The organism is Sphingomonas sp. FG14, assembly GCF_057809675.1.
The window spans coordinates 1-21,536 of the sequence record NZ_JBMDKK010000023.1 but is presented as its reverse complement, the minus strand read 5'-3'; the positions used below and the strand labels follow the sequence as shown (position 1 = coordinate 21,536).

At 65.9% G+C, this 21,536-nt stretch carries 21 protein-coding genes; 8 read left to right on the top strand and 13 right to left on the bottom strand.

Going from position 1 to position 21,536, the window contains the following annotated elements; genetic code table 11:
• Positions 1-79 precede the first annotated feature (79 nt).
• The 3 genes from ACODTA_RS27390 to ACODTA_RS27380 all read right to left on the bottom strand — a co-directional run bounded on the left by ACODTA_RS27390 (position 80) and on the right by ACODTA_RS27380 (position 1,883).
• Positions 80-898 carry a LytR/AlgR family response regulator transcription factor gene (locus tag ACODTA_RS27390; RefSeq protein WP_489070476.1) on the bottom strand — a complete coding sequence of 273 codons (819 nt, stop codon included), beginning with the start codon at positions 896-898 and terminating at the stop codon, positions 80-82.
• A gap of 208 nt (positions 899-1,106) precedes the next feature.
• Positions 1,107-1,262 (bottom strand): hypothetical protein, encoded by a 156-nt coding sequence (locus ACODTA_RS27385; RefSeq protein WP_489070474.1) that lies wholly within the window; start codon positions 1,260-1,262, stop codon positions 1,107-1,109.
• A 78-nt stretch (positions 1,263-1,340) separates the two neighbouring features.
• A complete protein-coding gene (locus ACODTA_RS27380; RefSeq protein WP_489070472.1) occupies positions 1,341-1,883 on the bottom strand; it encodes an alpha/beta hydrolase in 543 nt (180 codons plus the stop codon).
• Positions 1,884-1,905: 22 nt separating this feature from the next.
• Here ACODTA_RS27380 and ACODTA_RS27375 point away from each other — a divergent pair, with 22 nt between their 5' ends.
• Positions 1,906-2,535, top strand: a complete 630-nt coding sequence (locus ACODTA_RS27375) for a hypothetical protein (protein ID WP_489070470.1) — start codon at positions 1,906-1,908, stop codon at positions 2,533-2,535.
• A 302-nt stretch (positions 2,536-2,837) separates the two neighbouring features.
• Here the strand turns inward: ACODTA_RS27375 and ACODTA_RS27370 are convergent, their stop codons facing one another.
• Entirely contained in the window at positions 2,838-3,452 is a 615-nt protein-coding gene (locus tag ACODTA_RS27370; RefSeq protein ID WP_489070468.1) for a TetR/AcrR family transcriptional regulator, read from the bottom strand.
• A 120-nt stretch (positions 3,453-3,572) separates the two neighbouring features.
• Here ACODTA_RS27370 and ACODTA_RS27365 point away from each other — a divergent pair, with 120 nt between their 5' ends.
• Positions 3,573-4,784, top strand: a complete 1,212-nt coding sequence (locus ACODTA_RS27365; RefSeq protein WP_489070466.1) for an MFS transporter — start codon at positions 3,573-3,575, stop codon at positions 4,782-4,784.
• Here the strand turns inward: ACODTA_RS27365 and ACODTA_RS27360 are convergent.
• From ACODTA_RS27360 to ACODTA_RS27340, 5 genes are all read right to left on the bottom strand, one after another.
• Entirely contained in the window at positions 4,774-5,976 is a 1,203-nt protein-coding gene (locus ACODTA_RS27360) for a serine hydrolase domain-containing protein (RefSeq protein WP_489070464.1), read from the bottom strand. The two genes, ACODTA_RS27365 and ACODTA_RS27360, sit on opposite strands and share 11 nt — an antisense overlap.
• 76 nt (positions 5,977-6,052) lie before the next feature.
• Positions 6,053-6,817, bottom strand: a complete 765-nt coding sequence (locus tag ACODTA_RS27355) for an SDR family NAD(P)-dependent oxidoreductase (protein WP_489070463.1) — start codon at positions 6,815-6,817, stop codon at positions 6,053-6,055.
• A complete protein-coding gene (locus ACODTA_RS27350) occupies positions 6,814-8,085 on the bottom strand; it encodes an MFS transporter (protein WP_489070462.1) in 1,272 nt (423 codons plus the stop codon). Before ACODTA_RS27350 ends, ACODTA_RS27355 begins: the two co-directional genes overlap by 4 nt.
• A gap of 31 nt (positions 8,086-8,116) precedes the next feature.
• Positions 8,117-9,445: a histidinol dehydrogenase gene (gene hisD, locus ACODTA_RS27345; protein ID WP_489070461.1), complete on the bottom strand. Its 1,329-nt coding sequence runs from the start codon at positions 9,443-9,445 to the stop codon at positions 8,117-8,119.
• Positions 9,446-9,464: 19 nt separating this feature from the next.
• Positions 9,465-10,622: an ester cyclase gene (locus ACODTA_RS27340; RefSeq protein ID WP_489070460.1), complete on the bottom strand. Its 1,158-nt coding sequence runs from the start codon at positions 10,620-10,622 to the stop codon at positions 9,465-9,467.
• A 172-nt stretch (positions 10,623-10,794) separates the two neighbouring features.
• Here ACODTA_RS27340 and ACODTA_RS27335 point away from each other — a divergent pair, with 172 nt between their 5' ends.
• The 4 genes from ACODTA_RS27335 to ACODTA_RS27320 all read left to right on the top strand — a co-directional run bounded on the left by ACODTA_RS27335 (position 10,795) and on the right by ACODTA_RS27320 (position 16,005).
• Entirely contained in the window at positions 10,795-11,820 is a 1,026-nt protein-coding gene (locus ACODTA_RS27335; protein WP_489070458.1) for a LacI family DNA-binding transcriptional regulator, read from the top strand.
• Between the two features lie 172 nt (positions 11,821-11,992).
• On the top strand, positions 11,993-14,335 hold the full coding sequence (locus tag ACODTA_RS27330) for a TonB-dependent receptor (RefSeq protein ID WP_489070456.1): 2,343 nt from the start codon (positions 11,993-11,995) through the stop codon (positions 14,333-14,335).
• A gap of 62 nt (positions 14,336-14,397) precedes the next feature.
• A complete protein-coding gene (locus ACODTA_RS27325) occupies positions 14,398-15,426 on the top strand; it encodes a cupin domain-containing protein (RefSeq protein WP_489070454.1) in 1,029 nt (342 codons plus the stop codon).
• A gap of 96 nt (positions 15,427-15,522) precedes the next feature.
• Positions 15,523-16,005 carry a hypothetical protein gene (locus tag ACODTA_RS27320; protein WP_489070452.1) on the top strand — a complete coding sequence of 161 codons (483 nt, stop codon included), beginning with the start codon at positions 15,523-15,525 and terminating at the stop codon, positions 16,003-16,005.
• A 23-nt stretch (positions 16,006-16,028) separates the two neighbouring features.
• Here the strand turns inward: ACODTA_RS27320 and ACODTA_RS27315 are convergent, their stop codons facing one another.
• The 4 genes from ACODTA_RS27315 to ACODTA_RS27300 all read right to left on the bottom strand — a co-directional run bounded on the left by ACODTA_RS27315 (position 16,029) and on the right by ACODTA_RS27300 (position 18,991).
• Complete coding sequence (locus tag ACODTA_RS27315; protein WP_489070450.1) at positions 16,029-16,787, bottom strand: HpcH/HpaI aldolase family protein; 759 nt, start codon at positions 16,785-16,787, stop codon at positions 16,029-16,031.
• Positions 16,780-17,511 (bottom strand): alpha/beta fold hydrolase, encoded by a 732-nt coding sequence (locus tag ACODTA_RS27310; RefSeq protein WP_489070448.1) that lies wholly within the window; start codon positions 17,509-17,511, stop codon positions 16,780-16,782. The genes ACODTA_RS27315 and ACODTA_RS27310 overlap by 8 nt, the downstream gene beginning before the upstream one ends.
• A 10-nt stretch (positions 17,512-17,521) precedes the next feature.
• Complete coding sequence (locus ACODTA_RS27305) at positions 17,522-18,547, bottom strand: LacI family DNA-binding transcriptional regulator (RefSeq protein WP_489070446.1); 1,026 nt, start codon at positions 18,545-18,547, stop codon at positions 17,522-17,524.
• A 75-nt stretch (positions 18,548-18,622) separates the two neighbouring features.
• Positions 18,623-18,991: a winged helix-turn-helix transcriptional regulator gene (locus tag ACODTA_RS27300; RefSeq protein ID WP_489070444.1), complete on the bottom strand. Its 369-nt coding sequence runs from the start codon at positions 18,989-18,991 to the stop codon at positions 18,623-18,625.
• Between the two features lie 89 nt (positions 18,992-19,080).
• On the opposite strand from ACODTA_RS27300, the gene ACODTA_RS27295 reads away from it, so the two are divergent.
• Positions 19,081-19,659, top strand: coding sequence for an FMN-dependent NADH-azoreductase (locus ACODTA_RS27295; RefSeq protein ID WP_489070442.1), 579 nt, complete (start codon positions 19,081-19,083; stop codon positions 19,657-19,659).
• Between the two features lie 592 nt (positions 19,660-20,251).
• A partial coding sequence (locus ACODTA_RS27290) for an Ig-like domain-containing protein (protein WP_489070440.1) occupies positions 20,252-21,536 on the top strand: 1,285 nt, incomplete at its 3' end.

The window sequence follows — 21,536 nt, the reverse complement described above, 5'->3', positions numbered from 1 at the left end:
CGCAGTGCGGGCTTCCACGGAGGCGCGCCGGCAATCTAGCGTCGATCGGTGAGCGGGACCGCCCGTTCGCCGAACGGGTTCAGAGCGGCAGATGGGCGGCAAGCTTATCGCGATAGCGCCTGCTGAGGCGGAGCGCGTGGCCGGTATGGAGAAGGATGCTCGCGTCGCCGCGACCAAGCCGCCGAACTTCGCGGACGCGGTCGAGTCGCACGATGGCGCCACGATGGATACGCGCGAACTCCTGCTCCGGAAGTTCCTCGGTCAATGCGGCCAGCGACCGGTCGGTCAGCAGGCGCCGGTCGCCGGCATGGACCTCGGCATAGTCACCGGCAGCCGCGATCCAATCGATTTCGGGAAAGCGGATGAGGTGGGTGCCGCCGGCAACGCGGATCCACAGGCCTTCATCATCGGCCCGGGTGGCTTCGGCCGGCTTTTCGGTCGCCGCGCGTTCACGCAGGTGCCAGCGAAAACGCGCGACCGCGATCAACGCCAGATAGGCGAAAGCGGACTTGTCGAGGTTCGCCAGCAGCACGGGCTCGATCATCGCGAATGGCGATGCGGCTTTCGCGCCATAGACCGGCCAGAACAAGCCGACGAACAGCATGACATGGACGGTGGTGGTGATCGGATATCCCAGCACCAGCAGCGTCGCCGTGGTCAGGCGGGGCAGCGCTGCCGTCCGGATGCTCTCGACCGCCTTCAATATGGCGGGAGCCAGCAGCGCCCAGACCGAAAAGACGGTGGCTGTGTAACCCAGCGTTGGCCACCAATCCTGCTGGCGACCATGATAGGCGGCGAAAAGCTGACCCTGGGCGGCGCTGATCAGCGTGACGACAGCCCAGGCGCCCAAGGCGATGGAGACGGCGGACAGGCGGCTGATTCCGTTGGACGGGATCATCCGTCGATGCCCGAACCGCCGCTGGCGGCGATCGCCAGATGGCGAGCGCGCTCCGCTATCGTTCGAGAGTGAAGGCCGCGAACCGTTCCGGTCGACTCAACGCCAAGAAATCGCATCTTCCCGCCGCTTTGCTGGGGCGATCACGCACCATGGCCGGCGATCCTACATGGTCCGGGAGCGACACGGAAGCCGTGCCGCGATGGATACCCTACTGCTCCGCCTTGCCGAACGCGAAGGCTATGGCGCGGCTGACCGAGTGCTGCTGCACGCTGCCATGATCCTCGTCGGTGAAGACGACGTCCTGCACGGGGAGTGGCTTGCCCAGGCTCTGGATTGTGCGCAGGCGCCGCGCCATCTCGCGCATATTTATCGACCATCTTCGCGGGGGCGGCGGGCCCGTCCTGCTCCTTTTCTCCCATGGTCAACAGGATATGGGGCGGCGTCAGGCCCTGTTCGACACGGCGGCTGAACGCCTGTTGCTCGTCCACAGCACTGGCGCCGCCCAGATCGAGGGGCTGGCGGCGATGAAGCTGTCATAGCGTTCCGGCCGGGTGAACAGCGCGTGGAGCACGGCGAGGCCGCCCAGCGAATGGCCGAACAATGCCTTCTTGCTGGTGTCGATGGGCGCGATCTCCGCGACGCGCGGTTTCACTTCCCGCTCGATCATCTCCAGGAAATCATCCAGTCCCCCGGATAATCGCGCCGAGCTTTCGGCCATCTCCGGGGCACCGCCGATCTGCCAGATATCGGCGCTGATCGGCGGGCTCAGGTCACGGGTACGCAAGCTGTAGATCGCCTTGAGCCGGGCCGGCGCGTCGGAGAGGAGAGTGGCCTGGTGATCGTCGATCGCACTGGTCGCGCGCGCGATGAAAGCGGGATCGTCTAGCGGATAGCCGATGCCGACGATCATGACATCGGGCTGATTCAGGCGTGCATTGTCGACCGCCGAGCCAAACATCCAATAGGAATCGAGCAAATAGAGCACGGGATATCCGCCATTTGGCGGCGTGCTGTTCGACGGACCGGCCGACCATGAAGGCGACAGCCATCCAGCGGTGCAGGATCGGCTCCGCGCGATCGCGACGCTGGGCGCCGGCCTGATGGATCCGAACCGCGAGCGGCGCGACACCCGCATGCCGGCGCGTCCGCAATTCGGACGCAACGACGCGCTCTACGATCGGGAGGGGCGGCCACTGGAGCAGCCCGAGACGGAAGGGCTGCGCACGCCGGCCTTGTTCTTCACCGATCATGCGGCATGGCGCGAAAGGCAGCGGGCTTGCGTCGCCTGGTACGAATGGCGGGTCAGCGATCGGCGCAATGCGATCGGTCTGACGCCGAGAATGGTGATCCCCGTCGCGGCGGTCGCGATGTTCCTGCTCGTCTTCCACTGGCCCGCCGATGGCGACCCGGCCAAGCTGGCGGCGAAATTCGCACCCGGGGCGATGGTGACCGTCGCGCGACTGGTCAATTCGGGGCCGTTTTGCAGCGGCCCGTCCTACAGCGATGGGAGATGCCTGGTCAGGAGCGTTCGGCCGCGCATATTGCGAATGGAGGCCTGTTTGGACCCCAGGCCACGTCTGCGCCAACCGCCCCACCGGGGCCGCCGCCAGCATTTGGCGGCATCGTCGGCATCATGATGATGGTCTTCATCATATTGGCGATAATTCGGCCGGCATGGCTGCGCTGGCTGTTCGGTGTGGTGCGACGCGACGATCGCGTTCCGGTCTTGCCCAAGCCGCCTGTCGGGCCGGCCCGGCCGGTGGCGGATGCCGAGCCCGGCGATACGGATCCCTATGACCGGTTCGACGAGAGGGTTCGCGAAAGATTGGAGGAACTCGGCCGGATCGGCCCTGAGCCGCGACCATACTCATCACCGAGTGCGCGGAGGCCCGCCTCCGGCTTTGGCCGGAAGCAAGGATGAGTGGCGCCGGTCCTTTGGTTATCCGCCGTCCGATGCAGGGGCGACTTTCGCCAGAAGCCCATCCAGTAGCGCCCTGAACGCCTGCACCGCCCGTTTCGAGGTGGCGGCCGGATCGTCCGCATTGGCGATCCACTGGGCGGCGTACAGGCCCGCGCCGGTCAACAGCCGCGCAGTGCCTTCGGGATCGATGTCGGTCACATAGCCCTCGTCGCGCAACCGCTGGAGGCTGGCGGTCATCGAACGGACGCATTCAGTCTGCGACGGCCAGGTCGACGGATCGCCGAGCACCGCCGGGCCGTCGCGCATGACGATGCGGCGGATCTCGGGCTCCACCGCCATCTCGATATAGGCGATGTTCTCGTCGACGAAGCTTTGCCAGGGATCGCGCGCGGCGGCGGCGATCACGCTCAGCCGTGCCGACATTTCGGCGTCGATCTGCGCAATCACCGCCTGGAGCAGTCCCTTCTTGTCACCGAAATGATGATAGAGCGCGCCGCGCGTCAGCCCCGCTTCTGCGGTGAAATCGTCCATGGACGCATCGGCGTAGCCGAAGGTGCCGAATGCGCGGCGTGCCGCGTCGATCAGTTTCGCCCTTGTTTCCGCGATCATTTCGCTGCGCGGCCTGCGCGCCATCGACCTTCCTCCGTCACATACGCGCCGTATATATATTGACATACGCGACGTATGTCACTAGCTCGCATTTGCATACGCTGCGTATGTCAATGAGTCGGTGCGGCGTGCAGGAGTGTTCCAATGCTCAATCCGTACAGTGCGATCTTCGCGGCGCCGGGCGCCAAGGGCTTCGCGGCTGCGGGTTTCATCGCCCGTCTTCCTCTCGCCATGGCGACGATCGGCATCGTCGCGATGCTGTCACAGGCGCGGGGTGCCTATGGGTTGGCGGGCGCGGTCGCCGCCACGTTCGCGCTCACCAATGCGCTCGTCGCGCCGCAGGTCTCGCGTCTGGTCGATCGATTGGGACAGAGCCGCGTGCTGACCCCGGCGGCGGCACTATCGGTCGCGGGCTTCGCCGGCCTGATCGCGGCGACGCGGTTCGGCGGGGCGGACTGGATGCTGTTCGCATTCGCGCTGCTCGCCGCGGCGATGCCGAGCATCCCGGCGATGGTGCGCGCGCGTTGGACCGCACTCTATCGCGGCACGCCGAAGCTCCGCACAGCCTTCGCCTTCGAATCCGTCGCGGACGAACTTGTCTATATCTCGGGATCGGCGCTGGCCGTCGGCCTCAGCGTTTCCTTGTTCCCGGAAGCAGGGCCGCTCGCCTCCACGCTTTTCCTGGCGATCGGTTCCGTCGCCTTCATCCTGCAGAAGCGCACTGAGCCTGTGGTGCAGCCTGTGGCAAAGGACGGCGGCGCGCCCGCGATCGCGCTGCGCCCCGTCCAGATCCTGGCCTTTGCGCTGGTCGCGGTCGGCGCGATCTTCGGCACGGCGGAGGTGACGGTGATCGCGCTCACCGCCGAGTTCGGCGATGCGGCGGCGGCCACGCTGGTGCTGGGCGGCTATGCGGTCGGTTCGCTGTTCGTCGGCCTGGTCTATGGCGCGCTCCGGATCGAGATGCTGCTCGCTCGTCAGTTCGCCATCGCCGTCGCGATCGCGGCGGCGACGACGGTGCCGCTGCTGTTCGTCGGCAATGTCCCGATGCTGGCGCTGGCGTTGTTCGCCAGCGGCGCGGCGGTTTCGCCCACCTTCATCACCGCTTTCGGCTTGGTCGAGCGGCTGGTGCCCGCCGCCAGGCTCACCGAGGGCATCACCTGGGTGACGGCAGGGATCGGCATCGGCATGGCCGTCGGTTCCTTCGCCTCGGGCTGGGTCATCGATGCCTTCGGCGCCGGCAGCGGTTTCTGGGTGTCGGTCGCGGCCGGCGCGGTCGCCGTGCTGACCGCGCTTTTCGGCCAGTGCAGCCTTGCGGCGCCACGCAGCGCGCAGATGGCGGCTACGGCTAGCGTGTGACGAGTGCCTCGCACAGGGCGTCGGTCGCCAGGGCGACACGCGATTCCGCGGTGTCGCGATTGGCGGGGCTGTTCTGGACGCCGCGCGTTTCGGTGTTGAACGCCAGCAGGCTGCCCGCGCGCTGTTCCGGACAGAAGCTCAGATAGGCGCGAAAGCCGTTCTGGTCGCCATTATGGCCGACCAGGCGCACGCCCTTGCCGCGATCGACGAAGAAGGAGAGGCCGCTCTCGGTCGTCGCCGCCATGCGGCCCTGCGTGAAATCCTCGCCCGCAGAAATCTGCGGCCGCCACATCTCCCCGAGCGAGGATCGCTTGAGGATCAGATCGAAATCGGCCGTCCGGCGCGGATCGCCGATCAGAAAGGCCAGATATTTCGCCATGTCGGGCATCGGCGCGTTGAGCCCGCCATTGGAGACGGTCACGCCGGTATCGATATCGAAGGGCGCGGCGGCGCGCTTGCCGTCACGGATGTAATAGCTGTGCGAACGGTGGGGCAGCAGATGGGGCGGGGTGCGGTCGAAATAGCTGGCATGCATGCCCAGCGGCTTCAGGATGTTCTTGTCGACATAGACCTCGAAATCCTCACCCGAAAGGCGCTCGATCACCTGGCCCAGATAGACGATGCCGGGATTGGAATAGCTGAAGCGCGTGCCGGGGCGGAAGCCGACCTGGGTATAGGGCATCATCGCCACGAGCTGCGCCCAGCCCCTGGGTTCGAAGGGCTGCCAGTCATGATCGCGCCACGGCCAGGTCGCGCCGCCGAAGCCGGCGCTGTGGCTCATCAACTGGCGCAGCGTGATCCTGTCGGTGTCGCCGAAGGGATTATGCACCGCCTTGAGTTCGGGCACGTAGCGGACGATCGGATCATCGAGCGAGAGCAATCCGCGATCGCGCAACTGCATGATCGCGATCCCCGTCATCGTCTTGGTGATCGACGCCCAGTGATAGACGGTCTGCGCATCGACGGGCACATGCGCATCGGCGTCCTGCTCGCCCAGATGATCGGTGACCACGGTCGCGCCGTCGCGCACCACATAGAAGCTGCTGCCGGCGATCCCCGCGCGCTGCACCTCCGCGCGGTGGAGCTTGCGGAAATCGGCGAGCGCCGCGTCGAAGCCGCCGGGCGCGGCCATGGCGGGGCCGGCGACCTGCGAAGCGGCAAGCAAGAGCGTGGCGGCAATCCGGCGCGACATGGCGATCCTTTCCCGTGTTCGTCCACGGGCTTAGGCGGAGTTGCGCCGTGCAGGCAATGGATCTGCTGAATCGCCCCTATTCGGCGGTCCAGCCGCCATCGACGAGCAGGCTGGTGCCGGTGACGAGCGCGGCGGCGTCCGATGCGAGGTAGAGCAGGGCGCCCATCAGATCCTCCACCCGGCCGATGCGACCGAGCTTGATCTTGCCGAGCACGCTTTGCCTGAACGCCGCATCCTCGAAGAACGGTCGGGTCAGCGGCGTCTCAATGAAGGTCGGGGCGATCACGTTGGAGCGGATGCCATGGGCGGCGAGATCGAGCGCGAAGGCCTTCGACATGCCCTCCACCCCCCATTTGGATGCGCAATAAAGCGAGCGGTTGGAGCCGCCGACATGGCCCATCTGCGATCCGATATGGACCAGGCTGCCGGAGACGCCCTCCGCGATCATGCGCCGCGCGCAGGCCTGGGCGACGAAGAAGGCACTGCGCAGGTTGAGACCCAGAACCGCGTCGAAATCCTCGGGCTCCGCCTGCTGCATCGGCATCGGCCGGTTGGTGCCGGCATTGTTGACCAGCACATGGAACGCGGCCTGGCTTGCGAAGAAATCGCGCACCGCATCGACATTGGTCACGTCGAGCGCTGCGCCGGTCGCGGTGCCGCCCGCGTCGCGGATGGCATCGGCGGCGGCCGCGACCTCGTCGGCGGAGCGCGCGACCAGCACGGTTTCGGCGCCGGCCTCTGCAAGCGCGGCGGCCAGCGCCAGGCCGATGCCGCGCCCGGCGCCCGTGACGAGCGCGCGGCGGCCGTCCAGCCGGAAGCTCGGCGTGCGTGGCAGCGTCATGCCTGCACCGGCACGGCGGCATCGCCGCCATGGCCATGGCCGGCCACCGCGCGCGCGGACCGGCGGATCGGGCCGCGCAGCGCGAACAGCAGCGCCGCGCCCGCCAGATAGCAGGGGGCGGAGATGGCGAGCGCGGTATCGTAGCTGCCATGCGCATCGAAGCTGCGCCCGAACCAGGCGACGCCGAACGCGCCGGAAAGACCCAGGAAAACGACGCAGACGCCATAGGCGCTCGCATAATTCTTCATGCCGAACAGCCGGGCGAGCAGATAGCCGACCAGATCGATCTCCGCGCCCTGCTGGACGCCGATCAGGATCAGCGCGACCGCCGCGAGCGCGACATTGGCCTGGCCCGCCAGCAGCAGCGCGCAGCCGATCGCGGGGACCGCAGCGACGCCCGCCGCGACGAGGTGCGGCGGAAACCGGTCGATCAGCCAGCCGCCGCCCAGCCGCGAGGCGATCACCGAGATGGCGAACATCGAGACCAGCCCGGCGGCAAGCGCGGGGGACATGCCGCCGTCGGTGAGGATCGGCGCCATCGCGCTCATGATGCCGGTGCCGGCCGCATTGATCGGGAGCAGGGCAAGCGCGAGCAGCCAGAAGCCACTGCTGCGCGCGATCTCGCTCCAGTTCGCGCCGTCCTGTGCCGGGGGCGGGCCTTCGCCCGGGCCGGCGGTCTGGACATGGTCGCGTTCGCGCACGAGCAGGAACACGCAGGGTATACCGATGACGAGCGACAGCGCGGAGAGGAAGATGAAGCCGCTCTGCCAACCCCAGCCGGCGATGACGAGATGGAGCGCGGGGGTGATGAGCGCGGCGGCAAGCGGCACGCCCGTCATGGTCAGGCCCAGCGCCAGCCCCCGACTGCGATCGAACCAGCCGGCGACCGCGCGCGAGAATATCGCGCCGCCGCACGCGATGCCGATCATCGTGTGCAGCATGATGATGACGGTATAGGCGGCGAGCGTGCCCGGCTGGAAAGCAAGCGCCAGGAAGGCGCCGGCATAGCCGAGCAGCCCCAGCATCAGCACGCGGCGGGCGCCGAAGATATCGGCGACCTTGCCGATCACCGGTGCCGCGAGCGACCCGAAAAAGGCGGAGGCGGACGCGCTGGCGAGCTGCCCGCGCGTCCATCCGAATTCGGCGGTCATCGGCGCCACGAAAAGGCTCGAGACATAGTTCCAGACCGGCAGCGCGGTGCCGAGCGCGAGGGCCGCGCCGAACACGACCGGCCAGCCGCTGCGCCATTCACTTGCGGTCGTGCTCATCGGCGGTTCCTTTCAGCTCAGCGCGCGTCGGTCATGCGGCGGTCTCGGCCGGCAGTGCGACGCCGGCATAGGGCACATTGCGCCCGCCATAGCGGCGAACGCGGATATTGGCCTGTTCGCCATGCCCGGCAAAGCCCTCCAGCGCGCACAGCCGGCTGCAATATTCGCCGACCAGCGCGGAAGCCTCGTCGGTCAGCACGCGCTGATAGGTGCAGGTCTTGATGAACTTGCCGACCCATAGGCCGCCGGTATAGCGCGCCGCCTTTTTCGTCGGCAGCGTGTGATTGGTGCCGATCACCTTGTCGCCGAAGCTGACATTGGTGCGCGCGCCCAGGAACAGCGCGCCGTAATTGGTCATGTTGGCCAGGAAATAATCGGGGTCGGCGGTCATGACCTGCACATGTTCGGACGCGATCTCGTCGGCGATGCGCACCATCTCCGCATCGTCCTCCGCCACGATCACTTCGCCGAACGCGTCCCAGGCGCGACGGGCGATGTCGCGCGTCGGCAGGATCTCCAGCAGCCGCTCGACCTCCGCCATGGTTTCGCGCGCAAGTTTCTCGGACGTGGTGAGCAGCACCGCCGGGCTGTCCGGCCCATGTTCGGCCTGGCCGAGCAGATCGGTGGCGGCGAGTTCGGCATCGCAGCCGATCTCGTCGGCGATGATGAGCGTTTCGGTGGGGCCGGCGAACAGATCGATGCCGACGCGGCCGAATAACTGGCGCTTGGCCTCCGCGACAAAGGCATTGCCGGGGCCGACCAATATGTCGACCGGGGCGATCGACCGGGTGCCGATGCCCATCGCGGCCACCGCCTGGATGCCGCCCAGGCAATAGATCTCGTCGGCGCCGGCCATCGCCTGCGCCGCGACGATCGCGGGGGCGGGCTTGCCCTGGAAGGGCGGGGCGCAGGTGACGACACGCGGCACGCCCGCCACCTTGGCGGTGATCACCGACATGTGGGCGGAGGCGAGCAGCGGATATTTGCCGCCGGGCACGTAGCAGCCCGCCGCGTTGAGCGGCAGATGCTTGTGGCCCAGCACGACGCCGGGCAGCGTCTCCACCTCGACATCCTTCATGCTGTCGCGCTGGATCCGCGCGAAATTGCGCACCTGCGCCTGGGCGAATTCGATGTCGCGGATATCCTGCGGGTTCAGCGTGTCGATGCACGCCTGGATCTCGTCATCGGTCAGGCGATAGCTGTCGCGATCCCATTGATCGAAACGGATCGAGAGTTCGCGAACCGCATCGTCGCCGCGTGCCTCGATATCGGCCAGGATCTGTTCGACGGTGTCGCGCACCTGCCGATCGGTGCTGGCCTTTGCATCCGCGGTCGCGCCGCGCTTCAGATAGACTGCCATGGTTCGTCTCCGCTCCGGCTCAGTCGGCCGCGACCATCAGGGAATTGTGCGGCGAATGGATCTGCATCAGCACCGCGATCTCGTCCCACACCGTCCATTCCTGGACGATTTTGCCGTTCTTGAAGCGGAAATGGCTCATGCCCAGGATGCTGACCGGCTTGCCGGAGGGCGGGCCGAACTGGCCATTGCCCAGATGCGTGCCGTTGAGGCTCCAGCGCACCGCGGCGATATAGCCGTCGGTCTCATGCGTGTCGCAGAAATGATCGAAATGCATCACCGCGTCGGGGAAAGAGGCAAGCATGCTGATCACCGTCCACATGATGCCCTGAACGCCATGGACCTCGCGGCCCGGCGCGGTCTGCACATTCACGTCGGCGGCGAAATAATCCTTGATCCGGTCAAAGCGGCGGCGGTTCCAGACGTCGTGGAACATGTGGCGCAGATTGTCCTCCATCGAGGCCTGCGGGCCGGAGGGGAGGTCCAGCGGTTCGGGATGCTTCTGTCCGCTGCCGCGCTCCGGCAGGCCCGACACGATCGGCGGCACGCCCGATCTGGCGGCGGCGGCGGCCAGCTTCGTCGCGACCTCCACCGGATCGAGGCCGAGCTGGCGCACCAGCGCGCCATTGTCGCGCACCAGCCATTCGCGATAGATCAGGTTGCGACGGATCTGGCAGTCCGCGATGTGGCGGATGCGCACCTTCTTGCCCGTCGCGGGACCGTAGATGGAGGGGCCGAGATTGGTCATGCGGCTGGTGCCGAGATGCGAGGTGTAGAAGCCCTGCTTGTCGTCGCCCGTCCAGGCGACATTGCCCAGCCGGCTTTCGCGGTCGGGAAAGGCCTGCATCATCTGGATCGTGCCCGCCACCACTTCCTCGACAGAGGTCTGGGTGCCGTAGGGCGTATGGACGACGACGGCGTCGTCATAATGGCTGTAGATCAGCCCGACGCCCTTTTCGGCCCAGATCCGGTGCGTGCAATAGGCGATGTAATGGACGATGTCGGAATAGACATCCTCGAAACCGTCGAGCGACTGGGTTCGTATGCTGCGGGGGGAAAGCAGATCCTTGACCGGACGCTGGCGCACGCGGCTGACGGTTTCGCGCGGATCGGGCGTGGCGGGAATGCGCAGCGCCGTGACGTCCGCGCTTTCGGACTTGGCTTCGCCTGGCTTGCTCATGAACTGCTCCCTGACTTCGATGGGCGACGCCAGACAATGGCCTAGCGGATCGGACCCCGGACAAAGGCGGATGCTTTTGTCTGATACGATCCACTATGCGCAGGACGGCGCTCGATTCGTTCCTGAGCGTAGAGCTGTTTGAATACGTATGCAACAACCGGAGGAAAATGGCGTGGCGGGACGCAAGGCTAGGGGTGCGGGCAACGGGACGGGCGTGACGTCGCGCGATGTCGCGAAAGCGCTGAATATCTCGCAATCGACGGTGTCGCGCGCCTTCACGCCGGGGGCTTCGATCTCCCCCGCATTGCGCGACCGGATCTTCGTGGCGGCGGAGAAAGTGGGGTATCGGCCCAACCTGCTCGCGCGCGGGCTGATCGCGGGCAAATCCAACCTGATCGGCGTCGTCCTGGCGCGGCAGACCAATCTTCTCTACCCCGAACTCCTCTACGAGCTGAGCGGGCGGCTGGCGGAGCGCGGCTATCAGGTGCTGCTGTTCCCGATCGGGGACGCCGCGTCGGTGCAGGATGCGATCAACCGGATCTGGTCGTTCCGCGTCGATGCCGTGCTCGCGACCGGCGTGCTCGACGAGGCGGCGGTTTCCGCCTTCGAGCAGCACGGCCTGCCGCTGGTGATGTTCAACCGCGTATTCGACCTGCCGATTTCGAGCGTGAGTTGCGATTTCGCGGCGGGCGCGCGCGATCTGGCGACGCGGCTGCTGAAGGCGGGGCACCGCGATATCGGCCTGGTCGGCGGGCCGGAGGGGTCGTTCGTCGGCGCCGAGGTGGAGCGCGGCGTGCGCGCGGCGCTGGCCGGATGCCCCGATGCGCGGCTGAGCGTGGCACATGTCGATTATCGCTACGAAAGCGCGGCCGAGGCGCTGAAGCTTCTGCAGCGTGACGATGGCGCGCTGCCCGGTGCGTTGCTGTGCGTCAACGATACCGTGGCGGCGGGGTGCCTCGATCAGTTGCGCAGCGCGTTCGGGCGCGCGGTGCCGGGGGATATCTCGGTCGTCACATTCGGCGGTTTCGGGCCGGCGCGCTGGCAGAGCTACCGGCTGACGGGCATGCAGCAGCCCATGGACCAGATGACCGATGCGGCGATTGAATTGCTGGTCGGCCGTATCGCCGACTCGCAATCGGGCGTCGAGCGGCGGAGCTTCCTGCCCGTCTTCATGGAGGGTGACACGGCGTCGATCTGAGGGGCGTTTTGTGCAATCGGAACCGGTGAGATGGAGTAAGTAAATTACATATGAATCAATGAGTTGATTTTGAATCCGTTCGCGTTCATCCACACATGATGGCAAATTTGTTGCATGCGTATGCAAATCCGACTAACTCTTGGTGCATAACAACGGCACAGGGAGACCCGTCATGCGTAAATCAGGCACGCGTAAATCAGGGCTGGCGATCGTCACCGCGCTCGCCACCGGGGTGATCCTCGCGATCGCGCCCGCCCATGCGCAGGATGCGGCTCCGGCCCCGGCGGAGGACGCCGCGACGGAGGAGCAGGGCGTCGCCGATATCGTCGTCACCGCGCAGCGGCGCGACGAGCGCGTGCAGAATGTGCCGATCTCCATCACCGCATTGTCGGGCGCCGATCTCGAGCGCGCCGGCGTCAGCGACGTCAGCCGGCTGGAACAGGTGACGCCGGGCTTCACCTTCGGCCGTTCCGGTTCGGATGCGCGCCCGTCGATCCGCGGCGTGCGCACTGAAACGGTGAACGCCACCAACGATCCTTCGATCGGCTTCTATCTCGACGGCGTGTATCAGAGCCGCGCGCAACAGGCGCTGATCCCGCTGGTCGATATCGCGCGCGTCGAGGTGCAGCGCGGGCCGCAGGGCACGCTGTACGGCCGCAACACCTTTGGCGGCAATGTCAGCGTCGTCACCAACCTGCCGACCACCGATCGCGTGCTGGGCGGCGCCTCCATCCGCGCCTCCAACTTCGATACCCAGCAATATGAAGCCTATCTCAACCTGCCGGCGAGCGACACGCTGGCGTTCCGCTTCGCGGGCGCGCGCAACCGGTCCGACGGATTCGTGAAGAGCACCGCCAATCCGCGCATCAGCCTGTTCGATCGCAACGAATGGCTGGGCCGCGCGTCGGCGCGCTGGACGCCGACCGAGGATCTGGAGATCGTGCTGCGCGCCGGTTACTGGAAGAATAGCGGGCAGGGCGGCGGCGCCTATGGCTATCGCGTCACCGGCACGCTGGTGAATACCGCGACCGGCCAGCGCTCCATCAACGGCACGCCTGTTTTCTACAATCCGACGGTGCGCGACGGCATCGCCGATATCGCCGGCGTCGATGTCGGCGTGCCCGTGGTCGGCGGCAAATATACCAACAACTGGGATTATGCGCCGTTCGAACGGACGCACGAATATCTGACCAGCGCGCAGATCAGCTACACGCTGGGCAACGTCCTGCTGCGTTCGATCACCGGCTGGCAGAAATTCCGCACCGATCGCACCGCCGATCTGGACCAGACCGCCGTCGTCTTCCCTGCGCCGGGCGTCACCGCCGGCTTCGCCGCCAGCGGCTATCAGGAGAACGACACCAACGCGAAGACCTTCAGCCAGGAATTCCAGGTGGCGTCGGTCGCGACCAATCCGTTGCAGTGGATCGTCGGTTTCTATGGGCTGAAGGACAAGCTCGACGAGCGTTACAGCCAGTTCTACACGGCGCCGGCCGCGACCGCGGCGGATACGCGCGGCGTCACCAAGCTCGATATCACCGCTTATGCCGCTTATGCGCAGGCATCCTATTATGTGCTGCCCGATACGCTGCGCGTGACCGGCGGCATCCGCTACACGCACGAAAAGAAGGAGTTCGGGATCGTCAATTACAGCTACCCGCGCACGGGTGGCGAAGTGGTGGGCACATCGACCTCGGGCGGGCCGACCTACAACAAGACGATCTGGAAGGCCGGGCTCGATTATTTCGTGACGCCGCGCAACATGCTCTATGTCAGCGCGTCGACGGGCTTCCGATCGGGCGGCATCAACAACAACACCGCCAATGCGGCGATCCCCGAGTCCTTCGGCCCGGAAAACGTGATGGCGTGGGAGATCGGATCGAAGAACCGCTTCGCCGGCGGTAAGGTCCAGGTCAATTTCTCGGCCTTCGATTATCGCTTCAAGGATCTGCAGATCACGATCCTGAACCAGGCGACCAACCTCAGCTATATCCAGAATGCGGGCAAGGCGCACAGCCGGGGCTTCGACGTGACGCTGGATCTGGCGCCGTCGCGCGGGCTGCATGTCAACGGCAGCGCCACCTATCTGGAGGCGGAGTTCGACGATTATACGCGGCCCAATGATTTCTACACCGCCACCAACGGCGATCCCCGCCTGCTGAGCTTCGCGGGCAAGCGCATCCCGATGTCGCCCAAGTGGAAATTCACCGGCAACATCTATTACGACGCCGAACTGCCGGGCATCGGCACGCTGACGCCGTATCTGAGCTGGCTGCATTCGAGCAGCTATTTCACGCTCGACTACAACACCGTGCTCGACCGGCAGAAGCCGTACGACAAGTTCGACGCGCGGCTGATGTGGCGTTCGACCGACGAGCGGTTCGGGCTGGAGGCGTTCGTCGAGAACATCACCAATGTCGCGGTGCTCAACCGCAGCGTGCTCGGCAACAGCCAGCGCATCCAGCAAAGCTTCCAGCCGCCGCGCACATATGGCGTGAAGCTGTCAGTCGATTTCTGATCCTCCCCTGGCGGATGGCGTGCCCTGCGCCGTCCGCCTTTCTTTTCCAGGTATGTTTTCCGATGGCGTCTTCCCCCCAGTCCCTTGCCGACCGGCTCGTCCGCTACGACGCGCTCGTGCCCTGCCTGAACGCGTTCATCGACACGCGTTCGCCGGGATCGGAGGCGAAGGAGAATTTCACGATCATCGGCCCCGGCGTTTCCGAAAATCCTGACCAGCATATCCACATCGCGGAGGCGCACGGCTTCAATATCGGCGGCGCGCGCCAGCCGCCGCATTGCGTGAATTCGCAGCATAGCCACGAGACCGCCGAGGTGTTCGTGGTGCTGAACGGCACCTGGTCTTTCAAGCTGGGCGAAACCGGCGATGATGCGCGGATCGAGCTGCACCCGGGCGACATCATCTCGCTGCCGACCAACTTGTTTCGCGGTTTCGAGAATATCGGCACCGATCTCGGCTTTATCTGGTCGGTGCTTGGCGGCGACGATCCGGGCCGCGTGCTGTGGGCGCCCTATGTGTTCGAGATGGCGAGCCGTTTCGGGCTGATGCTGATGGAGAATGGCAGCCTGGTCGATACCGTCAGGGGCGATGTGCCGCCGCCGGGCGTGAAGCCGATGCCGCCGACCGATGCCGCTGCCGTGGCGCGTGTCCAGCGTTTCGGCGCGGCGGCGATCGCGGCCTGCGTCGTCCGTGCCGATGCGTTCGATGCCCTGCCGCCGGGGCCGCTGTCGCGCTTCGACGGCGTCACCGAAGTCGCGGTGATCGGCCCGGCCAATGCCGCCGAGCGGATCGAAGCGGGGCAGATGGCCTGGTCGCATGGCTTCCATGTGCGCCGCATCGCCTTCGATGCCGGCGGACATGTGCCCGATCACCGCCGCGCCGAGCCCGAAGTGCTGTTCGTCCAGCAGGGCGAACTGACGGTGCGGTCGGGCGACGATGTCGTGACGATGGCGCCGGGCGACACGCTCACCATCCCCATCGGCCAGTCGCGCAGCTTCGCGGCCGGGGAGGGGGCGGTGGTCTTCGCCGTGCATGGCGGCGACGCGCCGACCGCACCTGAATGGATCGATCAGGTGGTGGTGACCGCCTGATTTTTTTCGGGGCGGATATCTGGCCGTCAACTTGCGAGCTGCCATCCCGCTGACGCCCCAGTTGCGGACATTCATCCATTGAGGAATAATCGGGTGATGGGACGCGCTCTTCCCTTGATAGCGGCCGTCTGGGCGGCTGTTGGATTGTTCTCATCGTTGCAAGCTGCGGCGGCGGAGCGGGCGCATCTTGCGCGCCTGTACAGTTGCGAGGTTTTCGGCGGTGACGGAAAGCTCTTCGACACGTTCGGCGTAGCGATACGGCCGCAGGCAAGGGAGGGTTTCGAGTATGAAGTCGAAATCCTGTACGCAAAGAATGGATCAGGAAGATTTCCGGTCTCCGCCAAGGCCTTGGCTGGCGGTGAATTCGAAATTGTGAGCCGTGCGATGGGCCCCAACGGCGAACCGCCCAATGCCTTTTCGCCCCGGACGGGCGTCAAGCTCGTCTTTGAAGGTTCGCATCCTGGCAATAGCGGTTATGCGGTAATCTACAGGGACGGGCCGTCTTCGAATTTCGAGGTCGCAGGCTATCATCCGGTTGCCGCCGGCATTTGTACGCTCGGTGGCAAGCCGGGGGCATGACCCTTGTTCAATGGGCGGCTGGTTCAGGCCGGCGGGCCACCCGCCTCGCGCATCAGTGCGGCGGCGCCCGACAGCAGGAATCCGTGATCGGACCCCAGCAGGAATAGACTCGCGCCGTGGGCCGCCCATGTCTCCGCATCGGCGGCGCGCGCGAGGAACATGCCGGTCGTGCGGCCATGCTCGCGGCCGGCGCGGCAGACACGTTCGACCGCTGCGAGCACGCGCGGATCGTCCTGGCTGTCGGCGCCGAGTGCGACCGTCAGGTCGACGCGGCCGATGAACAGAGCGTCCACGCCCTCAACGGCCGCGATCTCGTCGATCGCATCGACCGCCTCGGGATCCTCGATCTGGAGGATGACGATCGTGTTCGCGCTGCGCGCGCGATGATCGGCCATGGCGCGGGTGGTGTAGCCGGCGGCGCGCGACGAACCGGCATAGCCGCGCCCGCCATGGCCGTAATGGCTCGCGCGCACCGCCGCACGTGCATCCTCGGCCGAGCGGATATGCGGGATGACGACGCCGTCGGCGCCGCAATCGAGCGCGTTCAAGATATGCTCGGGCGCGGCGCTGGGCGTACGCACCAGGACGGGCTTGCCCGCCGCGCGTGCGGCGAACAGGCAGGCGTCGAGCGTCAGCCGGTCGAACGGCGCATGTTCGGCGTCGAGGCACAGGCAGTCGAGCCCGGTCATCGCCAGCACCTCGACGACGATCTGCGACGGCGTCTTCACCCAGGTGCCGACGATCCGCTCGCCGCGCGCCAGCCGCGCCTTCAACTCATGCATGATGTTTGCTCCCCAGCCTGTGCGTGTCGAGCCAGTCGCGGATCAGCCCGGCCATGATGTCGCTGCGTTCGATCAGCGCCATATGCCCGGCATCGCCGATGATATGGAGTTCGGCGCCCGGTATCGCGGATGCGGTCTGGTGGTGCCAGTCGGGTGGGCAGAGGCGATCCTCCTCCGCGCCGATCACCAGCGTGGGGCAGGCGATGGCGGCAAGGCCGGGCCGTCCGTCCGGGCGCAGCCGCAGCGCCTCGCTCTGGCGGACGAACGTGTCCGCCCCGACGGCTTCGGCCATGTCGACGCAAAGGTCGCCGAGCGCGGCGGCATTGGCGGTGCCCCTCGCGAAATAATGCGGCACCAGACCGTCGCGAGCGATCCGCGCCAGTGCACCGTGGCGCACCGCCTGTTGTTGCTCGCGCCGCATCGCCGATCGCTCGGGCAGGTCCGGCCCGGCATTGATGCCGACCAGGCATAGCCCGTCGATCCGGACCGCCGCCACGCGGTGGAGCGCCAGTGCGGCGATGGCGCCCATCGAGAAGCCGATCGGCACCAGCCGGCCGGGATGGTCGGCCAGCACGCGCGCCGCCATCGCATCGATGCTGTCGTCGCGATCGAGCCGGGCGTGCGCGATGTCGTGGCCGTCGGCCGCCAGCATATCGGCCACCGGCGCCCAGGCGCGCGCATCGCACATATGGCCGGGCAGGAAGAGCAGCGTCGCGTCCGTCATCGATGATCCTTCATGCGGCCGGAATCCGGGCCGAGGCGCCAAGGATCAGTTCGCCGGAAAAGACGCGGCGCTCGGCGATCAGATCCGGGTTGTCGATCCGTTCGGCGAGCATCGCGATCGCCGCCCGCGTCATCCGCCGTACGGGCTGGCGGATGGTGGTCAGCCGATAGCTTGCCCAGCGCGCGGGGGCGACGCCATCGAAGCCGACGATCGAGATCTGTTCGGGAACGCGCAGATCATGGGCGCGGGCGGCATCCATCGCGCCGATCGCCATCACGTCATTGGCGCAGATCACCGCATCGGGCGCGTCGCCCTGGCGCAGCAGCTCGCGCATACAGGCTTCGCCGCTTTCATAGCTGTAGCTGCCGCGCGCCAGTGGAATATCCGAATGGCCGGCGCGTTCGAGCAGCGCGCGCGCCGCGGCCACGCGCTCCTCGCCCACCGTCGAATCCTCCGGCCCCGCAAGGATGGCGAAGCGGGCATGGCCGGTGTCGAGCAGGCGGGTGACCAGTTCGCGCTCGCCGCCCGCTGAATCGCAGCTCACGCTGGCGCAGGGCACCGCCTCCGCCGCGCGGTTGTAGAGCACCAACGGCACGCCGCGTTCGCCGAACTGGCGGATCTGCGCGTCGGTCAGCCGCGCGGCGGAGATCACGCCGTCGACGCGGTAGCGCCAGATCTGGTCGAGCACCCGGTCCACCTCGCTCTCGTTCGCCAGCGAGAAGAGCAGCACGCGCATGTCGCGGGCGGAGAGTTCCTGCGACAGTTCGGCCAGAACTTCGGGATAGTAGAGATTGGTCAGGTTGGAGATCAGGATCGCGACGATGCCCGATCGCTTCGTGATCAGGCCGCGTGCGATCGCATCGGGCTGATAGCCCAGCCGCATCGCGGCGGCCATGACGCGGTCGCGCGTTTCGGGGGCGATGCTGGCTCCCGGCTTGAAGCTGCGCGACACCGCCGATTGCGAGACGCCCGCGAGCCTGGCGACGTCGTACGACGTCGCGCGCCTTTTCCTGTTCTGGGTTGGCCCGTTGCCCATCGATCCTGCATAGCAGTTGTGACTACGTATGCAATAACCGGTGGAAGGGCGATGCGATCACTATATCGCCTCAGTTCATCCGCGATTGTCGAAGGCGGCGCGATGTCCGTCGATCTCGGCAAGATGCGCCTGCACCCATTGACCCAGCCGCAATGCTTCTTCGGCGCGCGAAAGGCCGAGCGGCGTCAGCGCATATTCGACCTGCGGGGGAACCGACGGATGCACCGTGCGGCTGACCATGCCGTCGCGTTCGAGCGCCCGGAGTGTTCGCGTGAGCATCTGTTGCGAAATGCCCGCGATGGCGCGGCGGATCGCATTGAAGCGCAGCGGGCCGTCGTTCAGCGTCACCACCACCGGCAGCGTCCAGCGATCTCCGATCCGGCCGAGCAGTTCGCTCACCCGCGCGCAGTTGCGATTGCCATGGTCGATCTTGGTCATCTGCATATGACTAGGCCCTATAAATATGCGTTCTTGGCGGGGCTATGTGCCGGCCATAGCTAGTTGGGGTCTTCGTCTCGTTTGGAAAGCACCCCATGAAACTTCTTCACATCGATTCCTCCGTTCAGGGCGACGCTTCGGTCAGCCGCGCTGTCTCGGCCGCGGTGGTGTCCCGGCTGCGCGCTGCCGATCCGGCGATCGAGTTGCATTATCGCGACCTGTCGAGTGAGCCATTGCCGCACCTCACGCTCGATCGCCTCGCCAGCGCCGACGCTGATGCGGCGATCGAGGAATTCCTGGCCGCCGATATCGTGGTGATCGGCGTTCCGATGTATAATTTCGGCATTCCGACGCAGCTCAAGAGCTGGTTCGACCATATCCTCGTGGCGGGGCGGACGTTCAGCTATGGTCCGGAGGGTGTGGTGGGTTTGGCGGCCGGCAAGCGCGTCATCGTCGCGCAGTCGCGGGGCGGCGTCTATTCGGGGGCTGCGGCGACGAACGAGCATGCCGGGAGGCATCTTCGCGCCATGCTGGATTTCGTCGGTATCGCGAATCCCGAATTCGTGGTGGCGGAGGGCGTTGCCCTGGGCGTGGAGCAGCGCGAAGCCGCGACGGTTGAAGCGCTTGCACGGGTCGCCGCGCTCGATCCCGGACCGCTGGCGGCAGCGGCCTGATCCGTCGGTGGCGCCCTGGATCAAGCCGGGGCGTCCGCCGAAAGGCGCTGCGGCATCCGCTCCGGCGACGCGTTCATTCTTCGCGATGGATGGGGAGACTTATGGGTATCCGGCCGCGAAGAGATATTTCCATGGTGATTTCGATCTCCAGCCAATTTGATCACCGGATTGAAATTCAAATCGCCATGCTGCCAGTCACCGTGAATGATCATGTTTTGATAGAATATCCGGATTGATCAAGGTTGCTGGATTTCGATCTCGAAAATCATTCGGAAATTCGGGGATCAATGCAGATCGTGATCAAATGCCGAAGGCATCACTGGATTCGTCATCGCAATGGTCTGTCAGTTCCGAGTCGGAAGATATAGATCTTAATTGCATACATTATCGAGACTGGAATTGAAAAACCATATTAACTCTATTTGACGAAATGGTGAAATAGCCGCCAAGAACACCGTCATTCGATTTTGGTTCCATATACCCAAAATGGGTGCAATATACCCGGGTTAACAAGGATTTAATCATGATTTGAAATATATCGTTCGCTAGATAAGGCCTCCCCTTGGCACTTGGTTCAAGTAAGGGGTGAGTGATGGCTAAGCGTATCGATATCAAGAATCGTGCGACTGGCGCTTCTGAAAGCCATGTTGTCCAGCAGAAGAATGCGGTTCTCAAAGCCAAGGGCCCTGCGGCTGTAAAAGTGGAAGCGTCGAAGGCTGACGTTGCCGGAATAGAACGTGACGGCGACGATCTGATCATCCGCTTCAATGATGGAACTGTCGTGCGATTGCAGGATTACTTCGATTGCGCGGGGCAGGAGGCCTATCAACTCGACTTCGTCGATCCCAGCGGCAACGGCGCATGGTCGGTCTCGCTAGGCGGCCTTACGTGCCAGGGCGTGGCGGATGGCGTGGCACCGGCCGGCAATTCCGGCCCGATCGCCTATTCATTTGAAGCCGTCGGCGAGCGCGGTGGCATGGGTGTCGCACCGTTGCTGGGCCTCGGCGCGCTCGTGCTTGGCGGAGCGGCCGCAGCGGCGGGGGGCGGCGGTGGTGGCGGCAGCAAGAATCCGCCTGCGGAGCCCGTCGACCGGACGCCGCCTGCCGCGCCCACCATCTCACCGACCAACGGCAAGGTGATCAAGGGCACGGCCGAAGCCAATGCCAAGGTCAATCTGGACCTCGACGGCAACGGTACCACCGACACGACGGTTCAGGTCGATGCATCCGGCAACTGGACCTACACGCCGACGACACCCATCGCCAACGGCACCAAGGTCACCGCAACGGCCACGGACGCGGCGGGCAACACGTCCGGCCCGAGCAGCGTGACCGTGGATGCGGCGGCGCCCCCGGTTCCGACGATCGGTTCCGTCAACGACGATGTGGCGCCGGTGACCGGCGCGGTCGCCAATGGCGGCGCGACCAACGATACGCGGCCCACGCTGTCCGGCACGGGCACCGAAGCGGGCGCGACCATCACGATCTATGACAACGGTACGCAGGTCGGCACCACCACCGCCGATGCCAATGGCGCCTGGAACTTCACGCCAGCGACCGCACTGGGGCAGGGCGCGCACAGCTTCACCGCCACTGCCACCGACGCGCTTGGCAATGTAAGCGCACCGTCGCCAGCCTATACAGTGACGGTCGATACGACGACGCCGGGCGTGCCTGCGATCGGTGCGGTGACTGACGATGTCGGCGCGGTGACGGGCGTCGTCGCCAATGGCGGCGCCACCGACGACACGCGCCCCGCAATCTCGGGGACAGGCGCCGAGGCGGGCGCGACCATCTCGGTCTATGACAATGGCGCGCTGCTCGGCACCACCATGGCGAACGGTTCGGGAGCCTGGTCGTTCACGCCGACAACGGCGC

Coding starts and splice junctions, on each gene's coding strand:
- ACODTA_RS27330 (WP_489070456.1), top strand. CDS start 11,993: ATGCGTAAATCAGGCACGCGTAAATCAGGGCTGGCGATCGTCACCGCG.
- ACODTA_RS27295 (WP_489070442.1), top strand. CDS start 19,081: ATGAAACTTCTTCACATCGATTCCTCCGTTCAGGGCGACGCTTCGGTC.
- ACODTA_RS27320 (WP_489070452.1), top strand. CDS start 15,523: ATGGGACGCGCTCTTCCCTTGATAGCGGCCGTCTGGGCGGCTGTTGGA.
- ACODTA_RS27310 (WP_489070448.1), bottom strand. CDS start 17,511: ATGACGGACGCGACGCTGCTCTTCCTGCCCGGCCATATGTGCGATGCG.
- ACODTA_RS27340 (WP_489070460.1), bottom strand. CDS start 10,622: ATGAGCAAGCCAGGCGAAGCCAAGTCCGAAAGCGCGGACGTCACGGCG.
- ACODTA_RS27385 (WP_489070474.1), bottom strand. CDS start 1,262: ATGCGCGAGATGGCGCGGCGCCTGCGCACAATCCAGAGCCTGGGCAAG.
- ACODTA_RS27325 (WP_489070454.1), top strand. CDS start 14,398: ATGGCGTCTTCCCCCCAGTCCCTTGCCGACCGGCTCGTCCGCTACGAC.
- hisD (WP_489070461.1), bottom strand. CDS start 9,445: ATGGCAGTCTATCTGAAGCGCGGCGCGACCGCGGATGCAAAGGCCAGC.
- ACODTA_RS27390 (WP_489070476.1), bottom strand. CDS start 898: ATGATCCCGTCCAACGGAATCAGCCGCCTGTCCGCCGTCTCCATCGCC.
- ACODTA_RS27370 (WP_489070468.1), bottom strand. CDS start 3,452: ATGGCGCGCAGGCCGCGCAGCGAAATGATCGCGGAAACAAGGGCGAAA.
- ACODTA_RS27300 (WP_489070444.1), bottom strand. CDS start 18,991: ATGCAGATGACCAAGATCGACCATGGCAATCGCAACTGCGCGCGGGTG.
- ACODTA_RS27305 (WP_489070446.1), bottom strand. CDS start 18,547: ATGGGCAACGGGCCAACCCAGAACAGGAAAAGGCGCGCGACGTCGTAC.
- ACODTA_RS27350 (WP_489070462.1), bottom strand. CDS start 8,085: ATGAGCACGACCGCAAGTGAATGGCGCAGCGGCTGGCCGGTCGTGTTC.
- ACODTA_RS27365 (WP_489070466.1), top strand. CDS start 3,573: ATGCTCAATCCGTACAGTGCGATCTTCGCGGCGCCGGGCGCCAAGGGC.
- ACODTA_RS27360 (WP_489070464.1), bottom strand. CDS start 5,976: ATGTCGCGCCGGATTGCCGCCACGCTCTTGCTTGCCGCTTCGCAGGTC.
- ACODTA_RS27355 (WP_489070463.1), bottom strand. CDS start 6,817: ATGACGCTGCCACGCACGCCGAGCTTCCGGCTGGACGGCCGCCGCGCG.
- ACODTA_RS27315 (WP_489070450.1), bottom strand. CDS start 16,787: ATGCATGAGTTGAAGGCGCGGCTGGCGCGCGGCGAGCGGATCGTCGGC.